The organism is Paenarthrobacter sp. DKR-5, assembly GCF_018531425.1.
In the GTDB taxonomy this organism is placed as follows: domain Bacteria; phylum Actinomycetota; class Actinomycetes; order Actinomycetales; family Micrococcaceae; genus DKR-5.
In genome coordinates this window covers 514,450-531,714 of record NZ_JAHBOI010000002.1, presented here as the reverse complement: position 1 = coordinate 531,714, position 17,265 = coordinate 514,450, and the positions used below count along the sequence as shown (strand labels likewise).

Annotated in this window: 12 protein-coding genes; 5 read left to right on the top strand and 7 right to left on the bottom strand. The window is 69.7% G+C overall.

Going from position 1 to position 17,265, the window contains the following annotated elements:
- Positions 1–19 precede the first annotated feature (19 nt).
- On the bottom strand, positions 20–928 hold the full coding sequence (locus tag KIH31_RS05850; protein ID WP_214426127.1) for a TIGR01777 family oxidoreductase: 909 nt from the start codon (positions 926–928) through the stop codon (positions 20–22).
- 71 nt (positions 929–999) lie between these two features.
- On the opposite strand from KIH31_RS05850, the gene KIH31_RS05845 reads away from it, so the two are divergent.
- Positions 1,000–4,506, top strand: coding sequence for a S41 family peptidase (locus KIH31_RS05845; RefSeq protein ID WP_214426126.1), 3,507 nt, complete (start codon positions 1,000–1,002; stop codon positions 4,504–4,506).
- An 84-nt stretch (positions 4,507–4,590) separates the two neighbouring features.
- Here the strand turns inward: KIH31_RS05845 and KIH31_RS05840 are convergent, their stop codons facing one another.
- The 5 genes from KIH31_RS05840 to KIH31_RS05820 all read right to left on the bottom strand — a co-directional run bounded on the left by KIH31_RS05840 (position 4,591) and on the right by KIH31_RS05820 (position 10,733).
- A complete protein-coding gene (locus KIH31_RS05840) occupies positions 4,591–5,019 on the bottom strand; it encodes an OsmC family protein (protein WP_214426125.1) in 429 nt (142 codons plus the stop codon).
- 133 nt (positions 5,020–5,152) lie between these two features.
- Positions 5,153–5,506 carry a hypothetical protein gene (locus KIH31_RS05835; RefSeq protein WP_214426124.1) on the bottom strand — a complete coding sequence of 118 codons (354 nt, stop codon included), beginning with the start codon at positions 5,504–5,506 and terminating at the stop codon, positions 5,153–5,155.
- A 104-nt stretch (positions 5,507–5,610) separates the two neighbouring features.
- The gene (gene sucB / locus KIH31_RS05830) at positions 5,611–7,443 is read right to left on the bottom strand and encodes a 2-oxoglutarate dehydrogenase, E2 component, dihydrolipoamide succinyltransferase (RefSeq protein WP_214426123.1); all 1,833 of its coding nucleotides are present in this window, start codon (positions 7,441–7,443) and stop codon (positions 5,611–5,613) included.
- Positions 7,444–7,556: 113 nt separating this feature from the next.
- Positions 7,557–8,939, bottom strand: coding sequence for a dihydrolipoyl dehydrogenase (gene lpdA, locus KIH31_RS05825; RefSeq protein WP_214426122.1), 1,383 nt, complete (start codon positions 8,937–8,939; stop codon positions 7,557–7,559).
- A 267-nt stretch (positions 8,940–9,206) separates the two neighbouring features.
- Complete coding sequence (locus tag KIH31_RS05820) at positions 9,207–10,733, bottom strand: leucyl aminopeptidase (protein WP_214426121.1); 1,527 nt, start codon at positions 10,731–10,733, stop codon at positions 9,207–9,209.
- A 217-nt stretch (positions 10,734–10,950) separates the two neighbouring features.
- Here KIH31_RS05820 and KIH31_RS05815 point away from each other — a divergent pair, with 217 nt between their 5' ends.
- From KIH31_RS05815 to KIH31_RS05800, 4 genes are all read left to right on the top strand, one after another.
- A complete protein-coding gene (locus KIH31_RS05815; protein ID WP_214426120.1) occupies positions 10,951–11,937 on the top strand; it encodes a proteasome assembly chaperone family protein in 987 nt (328 codons plus the stop codon).
- A 44-nt stretch (positions 11,938–11,981) separates the two neighbouring features.
- On the top strand, positions 11,982–13,334 hold the full coding sequence (locus KIH31_RS05810; protein ID WP_214426119.1) for a nitrate/nitrite transporter: 1,353 nt from the start codon (positions 11,982–11,984) through the stop codon (positions 13,332–13,334).
- Positions 13,335–13,648: 314 nt separating this feature from the next.
- On the top strand, positions 13,649–14,971 hold the full coding sequence (locus tag KIH31_RS05805; RefSeq protein WP_214426118.1) for a DUF4192 domain-containing protein: 1,323 nt from the start codon (positions 13,649–13,651) through the stop codon (positions 14,969–14,971).
- A gap of 283 nt (positions 14,972–15,254) precedes the next feature.
- The gene (locus KIH31_RS05800; RefSeq protein ID WP_214426117.1) at positions 15,255–16,619 is read left to right on the top strand and encodes an RNA polymerase sigma factor; all 1,365 of its coding nucleotides are present in this window, start codon (positions 15,255–15,257) and stop codon (positions 16,617–16,619) included.
- A gap of 229 nt (positions 16,620–16,848) precedes the next feature.
- On the opposite strand, the gene KIH31_RS05795 is transcribed toward KIH31_RS05800, so the two are convergent.
- On the bottom strand, positions 16,849–17,073 hold the full coding sequence (locus KIH31_RS05795; protein ID WP_214426116.1) for a hypothetical protein: 225 nt from the start codon (positions 17,071–17,073) through the stop codon (positions 16,849–16,851).
- Positions 17,074–17,265 lie beyond the last annotated feature (192 nt).

Below are 17,265 nucleotides of genomic sequence, written 5' to 3'. Positions count from 1 at the left end.
GCGGACTCAGCGGGCGGACTCAGCGGGCGGGGCCGTCGCCGCCGGCAGCCAGCCAGCGCGCCACCGACGGAAGATCCGGGTGCCTGAACCGGTAGCCGGCGTCCTCCAGTGCAGCCGGCCGCACCCGCGCGCTGGCCAGGACCAGTTCGCGGGCGAGCCGGCCCAGGGCAGCGGACAGGACTGGTCCCGGAACGCGCAGCCGCGACGGACGGTGGTAGGCCTCCCCAAGGGCGGTGGTGATGTCGCTGAGCCGGGCAGGTTCGGGTGCGGACAGGTTCACCGGCCCGGAGCGGTCGGAGGTCAGCAGGAAGGCCGCGGCCCCGGCCGTGTCCGGAAGCGACAGCCACGGCCACCACTGCCGTCCGCTGCCAAGCGGTCCGCCGAGGCCGAGCCGCAGGGGCGGGAGCAGCCGGCCCAGGGCGCCGCCGCGCGGACTGAAGACGACGCCGGTGCGCATCAGGACGGTCCGCGTCGCGGCCGGGGCCTGCAGCGCCTCGGCTTCCCAGCGCCGGCAGATGTCCGAAATCAACAGGTCCCCGGACCCGGACTCCTCGGTGAGGACTTCGTCGCCGCGGTCCCCGTAGTAGCCGGACGCCGACTGGCTCAGGAACACCGCCGGGGGCCGGTCAGCCTGCTGCATGGCGGCGACCAGGGTCCGGGTGGGGCGCAGCCGCGACGAATAGAGTTCCTCCACGTAGCTGCGTGTCCACGGCCGGTCGCCGATGCCGGCGCCCGAGAGATTGACCACGGCGTCGGCGTCGTCCATCAGCGCCGGGTCGAGCAGGCCGGAAGCCGGATCCCACTGAACTTCGTCGCCGCGGCCGGGGCGGCGGCGTACGAGCTTGCGAACCGAGTGGCCCTGGGCGCTGAGCTCGCGGGAGAGGGCGTTGCCGATGAGGCCCGAGGCCCCCGAAATCAGTACCTTCATGCTTCATCTCACCACGGCGCCGGGCCGTTTCCAACGCCGGGCGCGGCAGCCCCGCTGACTATGATCGAACAATGACCTCATCGAACTATTTCCGGTACCCCCACGTCCATGGCGGCCTTGTCACTTTCGTAGCCGAGGACGATGTCTGGGTGGCGGAGCTGGCCGGCGGCCGCGCCTGGCGCGTGTCGGCCATGCAGCTGCCTGCACGGAACCCGCGGTTCAGCCCGGACGGCAGCCGGCTCGTCTGGACCGTCGTGCAGGGCACCGCGCCGGAGGTTGTGACCGCGCTCGTCGACGGCGGCGACTACCGCCAGCTCACGTTCTTCGGGCACGCCGGCACCAAAGTCAAGGGCTTTACGGCGGCGGGCGACGCCGTCGTCACCAGCGCGCACGAGCGCGCCGAAAGCCGGCACACCTGGGCCTACGCCGTACCGCTGGACGGTTCTCCGGCCCGCGAACTTCCCTATGGCCCGGTGGATTCGGTTGCCTTCGCCCCGGAGGTCGGGGACGAACGGCCCGTCGTCGTCGGCAGCGTCCTCTCCCGCGAGCCGGCCTGGTGGAAGCGGTACCGCGGCGGCACCGCGGGCAAACTGTGGATCGACATCGACGGCGGCGGGGAGTTCCGCCGGCTGCTGCCGGAACTCGAGGGCAACCTGTGCGACCCGATGTGGATCGGCGGCCGCGTCGCCTTCCTTTCGGACCACGAGGGCTACGGGAACCTCTATTCCGTGAAGCCGGATGGCAGCGACCTCCGGCGCCACACGGACCACGAGGACTTCTACGTCCGGCACGCGTCGACCGACGGCACCCGGGTCGTCTTTGAATCGGCAGGGTCCCTCTGGCTGCTGGACGGGCTCGACGACGAACCGCGCCGGCTCGAGATCAACCTCGCCTCGGCCTCGACGGCGCGCCGGGCCAAGCCGCTGAACGTCGGCAAGCACCTGGGCAGCGTCGCCCCGGACCGCACCGGGCGTGCCAGCGCCGTTGAAAGCCACGGAACCGTCCACTGGCTGACCCACCGCGACGGGCCCTCGCGGATCCTGGAGGCGGCGCCGGGTGTGCGGGCCCGGCTGCCGCGTCCGCTCGGTGAGGACCGGGTGATCTATGTGGCCGACCACGGCGGCGTCGAGGCCATCTACATCAAGAGTGCTGCCGCGCCGGTGACGCCCGCGTCGGTGCGCTCGCTGGACGCCGAGCAGCCTCCGGCCGAGCCCCGGATGGACCCGGACCTGCCCCGGCCGGTATCCGCGACCGGGGTCAACCGGGACACGGCAGGCGCGCCGCTGGGCGACGACGCGGGCGTTCCGCTCGACGGCCAGGACCCGGCAGCCGCAACCGCTCCGGAGACCGGCGCCGACAGCCAGGGCGGCGACACCCTGGGCGGCGACGGCGCGGCGGACACGATCCGAATCGACTACGACGGGGTGGACCGGGCCAGCGAGATCGTCGCCAGCCCCGACGGCCGGCTGGCCGCCGTCGCCACCGAATACGGTGACGTGCTCGTCGTCGATGTCGAGACCCGGTCCATCCGCCGCATTTCACGGACCACCCACGGTGCAGTCGTCGAGCTCGCCTTCGCACCGGACTCCACCTGGCTGGCCTGGGCGGAACCGGTGACCGGAGAGGCCAGCCGCAGCAAGCTCCGGCTGGCCGACGTCCGGGCCGAGGAGCCGGAGATCATCGACCTCACCGACGGCCGGTTCCACGACCATGCCCCGTCGTTCACGCCGGACGGGCGCTTCATCGCGTTCCTGTCCGAGCGCAGCTTCGACCCGGTCTACGACACGCTCCGGTTCGACCTGAGCTTCCCGTCGTCCACCAAGCCGTTCCTGCTCGCGCTCGCCTCCGACACGCCGTCGCCCTTCGGCCCCTCCGTCGCGGGTGCTCCTTCCGAGCCGGAGGACCTCTCGGCCGGCGACGCCGGGGATGGTCCGGACGCGCTGTTCGACGGCCCAAAGCCGCTGGTGGTCGAGCCCCTGAACATCGGCGAACGCCTCATCCCCGTGCCGGTGCCGCAGGGCACCTACGAGAAGCTCAGCGCCGTCAAGGGCGCGCTGCTCTGGCTGGCAGGGGAGCCGGAAGGCGTGACCGGGGACGGACGGGCGTCCTCCGCGGACCGCCCGAAGGCCCGCCGGCTCGAACGGTTCGACATCGCCAAGCGCAGCGTGAGCACCCTGGTCCCGGCCCTTACCAGCTACCGGCCGGCCGGGGACGGCAAGCGGATCGCGGTGGTGCATGAGGGCAAGGTGCGCGTGGTGCCCACAGCGGGCAAGGTCGAGGAGGACTCCAACGACAACGTCAGCGTCGATCTGGGCCGGATCCGCGTGCTCCTCGATCCGCTGGCCGTCTGGGCGCAGGCCTTCGATGAGACCTGGCGGCTGCAGCGCGACTTCTACTGGACCGAAGACATGGCCGGCCAGGACTGGCAGGACGTGTACAACCGTTACCGGCCGCTCGTCGACAGGCTCGGCTCGCATGATGACCTGGTGGACCTGCTCTGGGAGGTGCACGGCGAACTCGGCACCTCGCACGCCTACGTCACGCCGTTCGCGGTTTCCGAGCCGGGCGCCGGCAAGCAGGGACGCCTCGGCGCGGACTTCCGGCACACGGCGTCGGGCTGGGAGGTCGTGAAGGTGCTGCCTGGGGAGTCCTCCGACCCGCAGGCGCGCTCGCCCCTGAATGCCCCCGGCGCCGGTGTGCTGCCCGGGGACGTGCTGCTGGCGATCGACGGGGTGGACATCCCCGCCGCGGGCCCGCAGAGCCTGCTCGTGGCGGCCGCGGACAAGACGGTCGAACTCACCGTGCGCAACGGCGAGGGCCGCGGCGAGGATGCGGGCAGAGTGCGCCGCATCGCGGTCGTCCCGGTCAAGGACGAGGAGCGCCTGCGCTACCAGGACTGGGTGGCGGCAAACCGCCGCACCGTGCGCGAGGCCTCCGGCGACACCTTCGGCTACCTGCACGTTCCGGACATGCTGGCCCGCGGCTGGGCGCAGCTGCACCGGGACCTGGACGTGGAAACGGCAAAAGACGCACTGGTGATCGACGTTCGCCGCAACCGCGGAGGCCACACCTCGCAGCTGGTGGCCGAGCTGATCGGGCGCAAGGTCACCGCATGGAGCGTCGTGCGGGGCGAGGAGCCGACCACCTACCCGGCGCACGCGCCGCGCGGTCCCGTGGTGCTGCTGACCGACGAATTCGCCGGCTCGGACGGGGACATCATCGCGCAGGTGGCCAAGCTGCGCGGGATCGGCCCGGTGGTCGGAACCCGCACCTGGGGCGGCGTGATCGGGATCGACGGGCGCTTCAAACTCGCGGACGGGACGGCCGTGACCCAGCCGCGGTACGCGACCTGGTTCACCGGCGGCGTCGGCTGGGCAGTGGAGAACCACGGCGTCGACCCGGACATTGAGGTGCCCTTCCCGCCGCACGCTTACGCGGCGGGGGAGGACCCGCAGCTGGAGTACGGCGTCGGCATCCTGAAGGAGATGCTCAAGGAACTGCCCACCGACCGGCCGCCGGCCCGCGCGGACTACCCGTCGCGCCGGCCCGGGCCGCTGCCCAAGCGCACGGCCGGCTGAGCAGCCAGGCATGCGAAAGGCCCGCCCCTGACCGGGGGCGGGCCTTTCGCGTTTCGTGTGCCAGCCCGGGGGCTGCCGGGCGGGTCAGGCCTGCAGGGACGCCTCGAGCGTGATGGTGGTGCCGGCCAGCGCCTGGGACACCGGGCAGTTCTTCTTGGCGTCCTCGGCGAGGCGCTGGAAGTCCTCCTCGGAGATGCCCGGGACGGTAGCGTTCAGGGTCAGATGGATGCCGGTGATGCCCTCGCCCGGCTGGAAGGTGACGTCAGCCTTGGTCTCGAGGCGCTCCGGGGTCTTGCCCTCCTGGCCCAAGGCGTTGCTGAACGCCATCGAGAAGCAGGCGGAATGCGCCGCGCCGATGAGTTCCTCGGGACTGGTCTTGCCCTCGGCCTGCTCGGCCCGGGCCTTCCAGGTCACATCGAAGGTGCCGAGTCCGGAGCTGTCCAAGGTGGTCTGGCCGCTGCCGCTGGCGAGGCTGCCGCTCCATACAGTGTGTGCTGTGCGAGTTGTTGCCACGTGAACTCCTTTTATCGAAAGGTGACGCTACAGGGTGGCCCTGCAGCCTCCACTTCATCCTAGGGAGTTTCCTCCCCGCCCGCACGGCGGCCGCCGCCATGCGGACAGCCCGCCCCCGCGGGGACCGGAACGGTCAGCTCCAGAGGGTGGCGATGGCGACGTTCACCAGGCCCAGGCCGCCGACGGCGTGCGCCAGGCCGACGGACACGGTCTCACCCTTCTTCTGCTTGCGCACCGCGATGAAGGCGGCCACGGCGACGATGAGCCCGATCACGAACTTGATCCCCAGCTTGGCGTAGTTCGGCGAAGCGTCCGGCAGCAGCGGCAGGATACCCATCATGGCGACGCCGGTGATGACCTGCACGAGCGCGCCGTCGAACTGCCGGCGGTGCACCAAGGGCTTGCGGATGTTGGCAATCCAGATGCCGACGACCATTGAGGCGCCCAGGATGTGGAGGAAGAGAAGGATGTTGAAGACGATAGTCATACCCCCAGTTTAGCCACACGCTGTCAGCAAATCCGGAGGCCTTAAAGGCGTCAGGGCGCCCACCTGACGGTGGACGCCCTGACGTCGGGCTGCGGCTTCCCGGGTCAGAGCCCCAGGTCCGCTTCGAAGGCGCCGGCTTCGAGCCGGGCCTTCAGGGTCTGCAGGAAACGTCCCGCATCGGCGCCGTCGACCAGCCGGTGGTCGTAGGTCAGCGACAGGTACATCATCGAGCGGATCGCGATGCTGTCGTCGCCGTTCTCATCGGTGACGACCACCGGGCGCTTGACGATGGCGCCCGTGCCGAGGATGCCGACCTGCGGCTGGTTGATGATCGGCGTGTCGAAGAGGGCCCCGACGCTGCCGATGTTGGTGATGCTGAACGTACCGCCGGAGAGTTCGTCGGGTCCGATCTTGTTGTTGCGGGTGCGCTCGGCAACGTCCGCGATCTTTGCTGCCATGCCCGCGAGGTTGAGGTTGCCGGCGTCGGCGATGACCGGCACCAGCAGGCCCTTGTCGGTGTCGACAGCGATCGCCAGGTGCTCGGCGTTGTAGTAGGTGATCTCCTGCTTGTCCTCGTCGTAGGAGGCGTTGAGCTTCGGGTGCTGCTTCAGGGCCTCGGCCACGGCCTTGGCGATGAAGGGCAGGAAGGTCAGCTTGACGCCGTTCTGCGCCTGGAACGAGTTCTTCGCCTTGGCGCGCAGCTTGGCAACCTTGGTCATGTCGACCTCGTGCACCTGGGTCAGCTGGGTGGAGACGTCCAGCGACTCGCGCATGCGGCGGGCAATCACCTGGCGGATGCGCGGGGCCTTCTGCGTGGTCCCGCGCAGCGAGGACGCTGCCGCTCCGGCTGCCGGTGCCTGGGCAGCGGGCGCCTGGGCTGCGGGCGCAGCCGAGGGCGCAGCCGGTGCGGCGGCGGGGGCCTTGGCGGCTTCAGCCGCCGCGAGCACGTCCTGCTTGCGGATGCGTCCGCCGACGCCGGTGCCGGTGACGGCGGCGAGGTCGACGCCGTGCTGGTTGGCCAGCTTGCGCACGAGCGGGGTTACATAGCTGGACTCGGACGAGGCAGCTTCGGTCTGCGCGGCGGCCGGAGCCGGCGCAGCCGGTGCCTCAGCCTTCGGTGCCTCAGCCTGCGGGGCCTCTGCCTGGGGGGCCGGGGCGGCCGGTGCCTCAGCCTTCGGTGCCTCAGCCGGCGGCGCGGCGACGGGAGCTTCCCGGTCACCGGAGGGCGCTGCCGCAACGGGCTCGGCGGCAGGTGCCGGCGCCGGGGCCGCGGCGGCTGCCGGAGCAGCACCCGAGCCGATCACGGCGAGGACCGAGCCGACCTCGGCGGTCTCGTCTTCAGCGACGCGGATTTCCTGCAGCGTGCCGGCGACGGGGGACGGAATTTCGGTGTCGACCTTGTCCGTGGACACCTCCAGCAGCGGCTCGTCAACCTCGACGGAGTCGCCGACGCTCTTCAGCCAGCGGGTGACCGTGCCCTCGGTCACGGATTCGCCCAGTGCGGGAAGGGTGACTTCATGGCTCTCGCCGGACGGTGCTGCTTCGCCGGACGGTGCTGCAGCCGGCGCCTGCTCCTGCGGGGCAGCCTCTTCGGCGGGAGCGGGCTCTTCGTAGCCGCCCGGCTGAGCCTGAGCTGCCGGGGCTTCTTCCTGCGCCGGGGCAGCAGCCGGAGCTTCGGCCGCGGGGGCGCCGGATCCGGAGCCGTCGCCGATGCGCACCAGCGGGGCGCCGACCTCGGCGGTCTCGTCTTCGGCGACGAGGATTTCTTCAATCACGCCGGCAATCGGAGACGGGATCTCCGTGTCGACCTTGTCGGTCGAGACTTCGAGCAAGGGCTCGTCGACTTCGACCCGGTCACCAACCTGCTTGAGCCAACGAGTGACAGTACCCTCGGTGACGCTCTCACCAAGGGCGGGCAAGTTCACGGATTCAGACATTTCGTCCCCGTTCTCCTTTTGATTCTGGTGCTTAGCTCGGGCTAAGGCTTCGTTAACTGTTTTGAGCTTAGTCCACCCGGCTCCGGGGGCCGGAGCCGGGTGGACGCGGGGGACTAGCCGTGCAGCGGCTTGCCGGCGAGGGCCAGATGGGCCTCGCCGAGGGCTTCGTTCTGGGTCGGGTGCGCGTGGATGAGCTGGGCGACGTCCTCGGGGTACGCCTCCCAGTTCACGATCAGCGATGCCTCGCCGACCTGCTCGCCCATCCGGGCGCCGATCATGTGCACGCCGACAACCGGGCCGTCCTTTTCCCGGACGAGCTTGACGATGCCGCTGGTGCCCAGGATCGAACTCTTGCCGTTGCCGGCCAGATTGTATTCCTGGGTCTGCACTGCGTCGTCGCCGTACTTGGCCTTGGCGGCCTTTTCGGTCAGGCCGACGGACGCGATTTCGGGGTCGCAGTAGGTGACCTTGGGAATGTTGACGTCCTCGACGATCACCGGCTTCAGGCCGGCGATCTCCTCGGCGACGAAGATGCCCTGCTGGTACCCGCGGTGCGCCAGCTGCAGCCCGGGGACGATGTCGCCGACCGCGTAGATGTTGCCGACGCCGGTGTGCAGGCGCTCGTTGGTGATCACGAAGCCGCGGTCGATGGTGATGCCCGCTTCCTCGTAGCCCAGGTTCGCCGTCACCGGGCCGCGGCCGACGGCGACGAGCAGCAGCTCGGCTTCGAAGGTCTTGCCGTCGACGAGGGTGACCTTGACGCCGTCGTCGTTCTGCTCGACGCCCTGGAAGAAGACACCCGTGCTGAAGTTGATGCCGCGCTTCTTGAAGGCGCGCTCGAGGTTCTTCACGATCGCCGCGTCCTCGTTCGGAACGAGGGAGGGCAGGCCCTCGACGATGGTGACGTCCACGCCGAAGGACTTCCACACCGAGGCGAATTCAACGCCGATGACGCCGCCGCCGAGGATGATGGCGCTCTTGGGGATGTAGTCCATCGTCAGCGCCTGGTCGGAGGTGATGACCCGTCCGCCGATTTCCAGGCCCGGCAGCGTGCGGGAGTACGAGCCGGTGGCCAGGACGATGTTCTTGCCGGTGTAGCTGGTCCCGTTGACCTCGATGGTGCTCTGGCCCGTCAGCCGGCCTTCGCCCTCGATCACGGTGATTCCCTTGGCCTTGATCAGGCCCTGCAGCCCGCGGTACTTGCCCGCGATGATGCCGTCCTTGTAGGCGTTGACAGCCTTCATGTCGATCGACTGGAAGTCGACGTTGACGCCGTACTTGGCTGCGTCCTTGGCGTGGTCCGCGACCTCGGCCGAGTGCAGCAGCGCCTTGGTGGGGATGCAGCCGTTGTGGAGGCAGGTGCCCCCGAGCTTGCCCTTCTCCACCAGGCCAACACTGAAGCCCAGTTGCACCGCCCGCAGGGCAGCGGCATACCCGCCGCTGCCGCCGCCGAGGATCAGGATGTCGAATTCTTGCGCAGCTGCCGATTCGGCCACTTAAACGCTCCCTCGCGTGTAGGGTGACGCGCCCTTTGGCGCGCCATCTGGTCAATGAACACGTTCCCGCGGCAAATGTCGGCCGCCGGACGATGCTTCCTTGCAGTTGTGGCCTGCGCCGGTTCCGGCCGGATCGGCGGCCTTCCGGGCAGCAGGCACAAAAGCTGTCACGGTTCACCATATCCGCCACGGTTTCCATGCTCCACCCGAAACGGCGCGCGCGGCGGCCGTTTGTGGCCATCCTCACGCGCGCCGGTGACGCAGCCCTCAGGAAGCGCGGGCGACAACGTCCTCCACGTAGGCGACGAGGGTGCGCACTGCCACGCCGGTGCCCTGCTTCGGGGTGTAGCCGTAGGGGCTGCCCTCGTTGAAGGCCGGCCCGGCGATATCCAGGTGCGCCCACGGGATCTGCTCGCCGTCCTTGCCCTTGCCGACGAATTCCTTCAGGAAGACACCTGCGGTCATCATGCCGCCGAACTTCTCGCCGATGTTGGCCAGGTCCGCGACCTGGGAGTCGAGGCTGGCGCGCAGCTCCTCGGGCAGCGGCATGGGCCAGAACAGCTCGCCCGCCCGGTCCGCGGCGGCCTTCACGGCCGCACTGACGCCTTCGTCGCCCATGACCGCCGACACCCGGTTGCCCAGGGCGATCATCTGCGCGCCGGTCAGCGTGGCGACGTCGAGGATGGCGTCGGGCTGTTCCTCGCTGGCAGCGGCGAGGCCGTCGGCCATGACCAGACGGCCCTCGGCGTCGGTGTTCAGGACCTCCACGGTGCGGCCCCCGTACATGGTCAGCACGTCGGAGGGGCGAGAGGCAGTGGCGGAGGGCATGTTCTCCGCCAGGCACAGCCAGGCGGTCAGCTTGACCGGCAGGCCGAGCTGGGCGACGGCGAGCAGCGCGTTGAGAATCACCGCGGCGCCGGCCATGTCGCATTTCATGGTCGTCATGCCGGTGGCCGGCTTGAGCGAAAGACCGCCGGAATCGAAGGTGATGCCCTTGCCGACAAAGGCCAGCTTCAGCTTGGCCCGGGCGGGGGCGTATTCGACCTTCACCAGCCGCGGTGGCCGGCTGGAGCCCTTGCCGACACCCAGGATGCCGCCGTAACCGTCCTTCTCGAGCCGCTTTTCATCCAGCACCGTCACCTTCACCGGCAGACCCTTTGCGAGCTCCCGCGCGGCGTCGGCGAACGACTCCGGGTAGAGGTGGCTCGGCGGCTGGTTCACCAGCGTGCGGGTCGCGTTCACTGCCTTGCCCAGCAGGGCGGCCCGGTCCAGGGCAGGCCGCAGGGACTTGTCCTCGGCGACCGGCGTGAAGACGACGACGGTGCCTACCGGGGCGCCCGCGGCGGGGTCGGCGCGGCGGTGTTCGGTGTAGGCGTAGGAACCCAGGGCTGCGCCCTCAGCCACCGCGGCGGCCTGCGCCACGGTGGGGGCCGGCAGCGCAATAGCGACCGAGGAAATGCCCGAGAGCTGCCGCACGGCGGAGCCGGCGGCGCGGCGCAGCGTCTCCGCCGCCAGGTCGGTCGCCGAAGAGACCTTGCCGACGCCGGTCAGGACGAGCACGTTCGTGTTCAGCTCGGGCAGGCCGGGCAGGCGCCGGACCTCGTCGACGGCGCCGGTCACGCCCAGCAGCCCCAGGGAATCCGAGAGAGCCTCCGCGGCCTTGGCGCTCAGCGGGTTCGCGAGCAGCACCGGGCCGTTGGCGGACTGGCCCACGCCGACCACCAAGGCGTCGCATTGTGCCCTCTTAATGTCCTTGGATACTGCGCTGAGCGAGATCTCGTTGTGCTTCACCACGCGGATCGGTCCTTTGCTTCGGTTGTCGAACGGTGCGGAATCATGCGGCCTGCCGGGCGTCCTGTCACGGTTCCGGCAAACAATTCTTCGATCCTAGCGGGAGCGCGCCTGGCATCGCCGCTGCCCCGTTCTATGCCGGGAGCGAAACGTGCCGCGGTGCGGGATGATGGAGGGGCATGAGGTTGTTCTTGTGTATGTCACCCAGAAGGAGGTTCCCATGTTTGGCCCGTTGCTCGACCCGCAGAGCCTGTACGCCAGCAATGCCGAGCTCCTCGGCCGGGAGGACCTGACAGGCTTGACCATGCTCGTCGGATTCACCGGCTTCGCCGACGCCGGCCAGGTGGTCACCCAGGTCAGCCGGGAACTGCTGGAGAACCTCGACAGCGAGGTGGTGGCCGTTTTCGACGCCGACCAGCTCATCGACTACCGCTCACGACGTCCCCGCATCACCTTCATCGAAGACCATCTGCAGGACTACCAGGCGCCCCGGCTCGCCCTGTACCGCCTCATTGACGGGCTCGGGCACCCTTTCCTGCTGCTGACCGGCTTCGAGCCGGACTTCCAGTGGGAACGGTTCTGCAGTGCGGTGCTGCAGCTGGTGCGCCAGCTCGACGTCGGCCTCGTCGTCTGGACCCACTCGATCCCGATGCCCGTGCCGCACACCCGGCCGATCGGGGTCACGGTGCACGGCAACCGGCCGGACCTGATCGAGGGCATCTCGGCGTGGAAGCCCACCGTCGAGGTGCCGGCCGCCATCGGCCACCTGCTCGAAGTGCGCCTCGCCGAGGCCGGCCGCGACGTCGCCGGGTATGTCGTGCACGTGCCGCATTACCTTGCCGACGCCGAATACCCGCCTGCCGCCGTGGCGGGGCTGGAATACCTCGGCGCTGCCGCCAACCTGATGCTGCCCACCGACCGCCTGCGCGAAACCGGCCGCGACGTCGAGCGCCAGATCGCTGAGCAGGTGGCCGGATCCGAGGAGGTCAGGGGAGTGGTGGCCAACCTGGAACAGCGCTACGACGAGCACGCCAGCGGCATCGCCCGCCGGTCCCTCCTGGCCGACGAGAACGACCAGCTTCCGGATGCCGACGCCCTGGGCGCGGCCGTGGAGGCATACCTGGCCACGCGCGACGTCGACGAAGACTCCTCCGTGCCCCGGACCGGCGACCGGCCGGACGAGGAAGGGCATCCCGACGCATCCTGACACGGATTTGGCCGTTGCCGTGCGCCCGCTTGCATAATTGACGGGTGGATTCCAAACGCGCCTATGTCATCTGGGGCGTGGGTGTCTTCGCCTATCTCGTCGCCGTCACCCAGCGGACCTCCTTCGGGGTCGCCGGCCTTGACGCGACCACGCGCTTCAACGCCACGGCGTCGGCCCTCTCGGCCTTCTCAGTGGTCCAGCTGCTGGTCTACGCAGGGCTGCAGATCCCGGTAGGCGTGCTCGTGGACCGGTTCGGATCACGATCCATTGTCGCCATCGGAGCGCTCGTCATGAGCCTGGGCCAGCTCCAGCTCGCCGCGGCGACCTCGGTGCCCGCCGGCGTGATCGGCCGGGTGCTGGTCGGCGCCGGCGACGCCCTGACCTTCATCGCCGTCCTGCGGCTGCTGCCCGCCTGGTTCGACGGCCGTCGGGTACCGGTGCTGACCCAGTGGACCGGCATCCTCGGCCAGCTCGGGCAGCTGATCTCCGTGATCCCGTTCGTGCTGCTGCTGCACACCGCCGGCTGGGGGCCGGCGTTCCTGAGCCTGGCCGGGCTGAGCGTGCTGGCGTTCGTCGTCGCTGCGGCGGCCCTGCGCAACCAGCCGCCCGGCGTCGACGCGGACCGGAACGCCTCCGGCCTGCGCGAGACGGGCGTGTCGCTCGCGCGCGCCTGGAAACAGCCCGGCACCCGGCTGGGTCTGTGGACCCACTTCACGGTGCAGTTCTCCGGGACAGTGTTCGTGCTGACCTGGGGCTATCCGTTCCTCGTCTCCGGACAGGGTGTTCCGCCCGCGGCCGCCTCCGTGCTGATGAGCCTGTTCGTCTTCGTTGGCATCATCTGCGGGCCGTGGCTGGGCGGCTGGGTGTCCCGCCATCCGCTCCGGCGCTCGACGATGGTGCTGCTGATCGTCGGTGCCACCGCGCTCGCGTGGCTGGCGGTCCTGGTGTACCCGGGGCGAGCTCCGCTGTGGCTGCTCGTGGTGCTGGTGCTGGTGCTCGCGGTCGGCGGCCCGGGTTCGATGATCGGCTTCGACTTTGCCCGCACCTTCAACCCGGCGCACCGGCTCGGGACCGCGTCCGGCATCGTGAACGTGGGCGGGTTCTTCGCCGCCCTGCTGACCATGTACGTCGTGGGGCTGACGCTGGACCTGCTGTTCAACAGCGGATACTCCCACGGCCAGCTTTATGCCCTGGATTCCTTCCGGATCGCGCTCAGCGTCCAGTTCGCCGTCATGTTCGCCGGTGCCGTCGGCATCCTGGTCTCGCGCCGCGAGGTCCGCCGGCGAATGGCCCTGGAGGGGATCACGGTTCCTCCGCTGCGCCAGGCGATCGCGGCCAACCGGGCGCGGCGCCGGACCTACCGCGAACAGGTCAAGGCCCGCCAGTCCGGCAGCTGAGCCGTCCGCCGGCTTGGACCGGGCCGTCCGCCGGCTTGGACCGGGCCGTCCGCCGGCTTGGGCCGGCCGTCCGGTCCGCGGGCCCGGCGAGGATCCTTGACCTCCAGTTGAGGAAAACCAGAGGGTTTGCCAAGTGTCCGCTGGAAGGATGCGGAAAAGCCGATGGCGGATTCACCCTTTGAGACCGGGTACGGTCCGCCATCGGCGCCCGCTGCCGCGCCACTTCTCCTCCCCAGCACTGCGGTTCCGGCCTCCTGCCCACATGGACCAGCCGGGCACCGCTCTGGAACCGGCGCCGGCCCCAAGCTGGGGACATGTCGATTGCGAAGCTCCCCGTTCAAGGTCCGGAAGACCTGCTCAGCTACATCCCTCACGCCCTCGGCTACTGGCCCGAGGAGAGCCTGGTGTGCGTCACGCTCGGCCGCAGCCGTGTCGGCGCCACGCTCCGGCTCGACCTGCCCCGCGCGCGCAGCCGCGCCGCGCTGGCCTCGTATGCCCGCCAGGCCGCCAGCTACCTGAGATCGGACGGTTCAGCCGACGGCGTCCTGGCAGCCGTCTTCACCGCCGAGGCCTGGGCCAGAGGCGCCGCGCCGCCGCACCGCAGGCTCCTCGATGCGCTCACCGGGGCCCTCGCGGACGCTGGGCTGCCGATCCGTGACGCGTGGTATCTCGGGCCGGCGGCGTGGCGGAACTATGACTGCGAAGACGCCGAATGCTGTCCCTGGCCCGGCAGGCCGCTGGAGGACATCACGGGCAGCCGGCTCAGCGCCGAACTGGTCTACCGCGGCAGCAGCTATGAGCCCGATGCCGCCGCGGCTGCCCGGACCGGATCCCGGGCGCTTCCGGCGGACGAGGCCGGGCGCGTCGCCGCGGCTGCGGCGGAATACCGCAAGCAGATCGGCACGGGATGGGCCGAGGAGCAACAGTTCTCCGCAGCGCTGCTGGTGTGGGAATCCCTGCTCGGCCGGACGCTCCCGGAGCCGAACGCGTCCGCTGTCCCCGACACCGCGACAGCGGGATTCCTGCTGGCAAGCCTCGACAGCGTGGCGGTGCGCGATACCGTGCTCGTGCAGGCGGCCACTGGGCTGCTGGCGGCAGCAGCAGGAGCGCGCGGCTGCGGTCTTCCCGGTGGCCCGGCGCGCGCGGCCGAGGCCGTGCTCCCGGCGGGGTTCGCCGGCCCGGCACCAGGCGCTGACGCCCCCGGTGGGCAGGCTGCGACGGGCCCGGTGCCCGGGGCGGTGCCCGGGTCCGCGCCCGGGTCGTCGGCGGGGGAGCGGAAAACAGGAGGGAAGCGGCAGGAGCAGCGGCCGGCGGCGCTGGCCGCCCAGTACGGCGCCGTGCTTGTGGGGGAGTCCTTGGTGCGGCCGGACTGGGAGCGGCTGGAACGTGCTGACCGGTTGCTGGCTCTGCTCGCCTCGTGTCCGGGCACCGACGGGCGGGCAGCAGCGCTGACGATGCGCAGCTGGATCGAGTGGTGCCGCGGGCGCGGGTCGCGCGCGGATGCGCTGCTCGCAGAGGCGCTCCAGGCGGCCCCGGGCTACCGGCTCGCCGTCCTGCTCCGGGAACTGCTCTCCACCGGCCACCTGTGCGCGTGGGCCCGGGACAGGGAGCTTGCCTGGCAGCGGGCTTCGGGCTGAGCGGGACCCCTGCCGGTAGCCGGCGCCGGCGTCCTGCGCGGGATACCGGCAAACGTGATGGGTGCAGGGCGGAAAATCGTGAGACAATGTATGGCGAGACCCGGTTGGGTCCGTGAATCAAGAGCCGAACATTTCCCTGCGGGGAACATTCGGAGACCGTCGGCAGTTCTACTAAGTGGCCCTGCCTGCGGTGAACGAGCTTGATATCGATCACGGACTTGACAGGGTCATAGTGGTGTTGCCCCCTTGGTGACTCCGCAAACCGCTGCATGAAAGGTTTTCAGTGTCCCCGACTTCCGCGAAGAACGAACCCGCAACGGCAACCGAGACTCCCAAGTCCGGCCGCGCCGCTCAGGCGAAGACCGCCGGCGCTGCCAAGACCACCGGTGCCGCCAGGGGCCGCAAGCCGGCCGCCTCCAAGGCCGTGTCTTCCGCTGATGAGGCGAAGGACGCAACTGCTGCTGCCCCGCGCAAGACCACCCGCGGCCGCAAGCCCAAGGACGCCGCTGCCGAGACCAAGGCCCCGCGTGGCCGCGCCGCCGGAGCCGGGGTCGACGAAGAGGTGGAGGATGAGCCTTTGGAGGCTGCCGAGGTAAGCGACGAGGATGTCGCCGACGCCGCCGATGAAGCCGACGAAGAAGAGGGTGCGGCCAGCACCACGACCTCCGGCTCGGGCTTTGTCTACTCCGACGCCGATGACGACGACGCCCCGGTGCAGCAGGTCATGTCGGCCGGCGCCACGGCGGACCCCGTCAAGGACTACCTGAAGCAGATCGGCAAAGTCGCGCTGCTGAACGCTGAGCAGGAGGTCGAGCTTGCCCTGCGCATCGAAGCCGGCCTGTTCGCGCAGGAGAAGCTCGCGCACGACGACGGTTCGATCGACGCCAAGCTCAAGCGTGAGCTCGAATGGGTCATCCACGACGGGCACCGCGCCAAGAACCACCTGCTTGAGGCCAACCTGCGCCTCGTCGTGTCCCTGGCCAAGCGCTACACCGGCCGCGGCATGCTCTTCCTGGACCTGATCCAGGAAGGCAACCTTGGCCTGATCCGCGCGGTCGAGAAGTTCGACTACACCAAGGGCTTCAAGTTCTCCACCTACGCGACCTGGTGGATCCGCCAGGCCATCACGCGTGCGATGGCGGACCAGGCCCGCACCATCCGTATCCCGGTGCACATGGTGGAGGTCATCAACAAGCTCGCCCGTGTCCAGCGCCAGATGCTGCAGGACCTCGGCCGCGAACCAACCCCGGAGGAGCTGGCCCTCGAGCTGGACATGACGCCGGAGAAGGTCGTCGAGGTGCAGAAGTACGGCCGTGAGCCGATCTCGCTGCACACCCCGCTGGGCGAGGACGGCGACTCGGAGTTCGGTGACCTCATCGAGGACTCGGAAGCTGTTGTTCCCGCCGACGCTGTCAGCTTCACCCTGCTGCAGGAGCAGCTGCACTCGGTGCTGGACACCCTCTCGGAGCGTGAAGCTGGCGTCGTGGCCATGCGCTTCGGGCTGACCGACGGACAGCCGAAGACTTTAGACGAAATCGGCAAGGTCTACGGCGTCACCCGTGAACGCATCCGCCAGATCGAATCCAAGACCATGTCCAAGCTGCGGCACCCGTCGCGGTCCCAGGTCCTGCGGGACTACCTGGACTAAGTCCGCCTGGCGGCCGGCCGGTTATGACGCGGTTTCCCGTTTATGACGCGCTACAAAGCGCGTCATAAACGGGAAACCGCGTCATTTCTTTAACGACTGGCGGAAACGGCATGCGCGAAGACCGCCGGGCCCGGGGGCTGCGCCCGTGCACCTGCGGTGCATACAGGTAGGGCCCCTCCAACCGGAGGGGCCCTACCTGTATGCGCATATGGCCTGTTGGCCGCACCGGCTAGTCGTCGACCAGGACCGGTTCCTTCTCGTGCAGGCGCTCACGCTCGTCCTGCCACTGCGAGGTCAGCGGCCTCAGCGTGGCCTCGACCGTGCGTGCGTGGTGGCCGCAGAAAAGCAGCTCTCCGCCGGAGGCTTCCAGAACGGCCCGGACGTATGCCTGGGCTCCGCAGCGGTCGCAACGATCCACCGCAGTCAGTTCGCGGCTGGCAACTGCTGTACTCATGATGGCCTCCTCATTTGCCTCGATCAGCAATCAATACGTCTATATAACCAGTGTTCGTTGCCAAACCATGGCAGGTTTGCTGCTCTTTCGCTGGCGGCGTACTCGCCGGTTCGCCGCACCGGGCATCTCCGCAGGGCGCGGCTGGAGTGGCGCGTCGGCTGCCGGGCCGCGGGGAGGCTAGCCTAGAAGGTG

Bases quoted from the DNA above. Each gene is read 5' to 3' on its own strand.
- KIH31_RS05850 (WP_214426127.1), bottom strand. From the start codon at position 928: ATGAAGGTACTGATTTCGGGGGCCTCGGGCCTCATCGGCAACGCCCTC.
- KIH31_RS05845 (WP_214426126.1), top strand. From the start codon at position 1,000: ATGACCTCATCGAACTATTTCCGGTACCCCCACGTCCATGGCGGCCTT.
- KIH31_RS05835 (WP_214426124.1), bottom strand. From the start codon at position 5,506: ATGACTATCGTCTTCAACATCCTTCTCTTCCTCCACATCCTGGGCGCC.
- sucB (WP_214426123.1), bottom strand. From the start codon at position 7,443: ATGTCTGAATCCGTGAACTTGCCCGCCCTTGGTGAGAGCGTCACCGAG.
- KIH31_RS05815 (WP_214426120.1), top strand. From the start codon at position 10,951: ATGTTTGGCCCGTTGCTCGACCCGCAGAGCCTGTACGCCAGCAATGCC.
- KIH31_RS05805 (WP_214426118.1), top strand. From the start codon at position 13,649: ATGTCGATTGCGAAGCTCCCCGTTCAAGGTCCGGAAGACCTGCTCAGC.
- KIH31_RS05795 (WP_214426116.1), bottom strand. From the start codon at position 17,073: ATGAGTACAGCAGTTGCCAGCCGCGAACTGACTGCGGTGGATCGTTGC.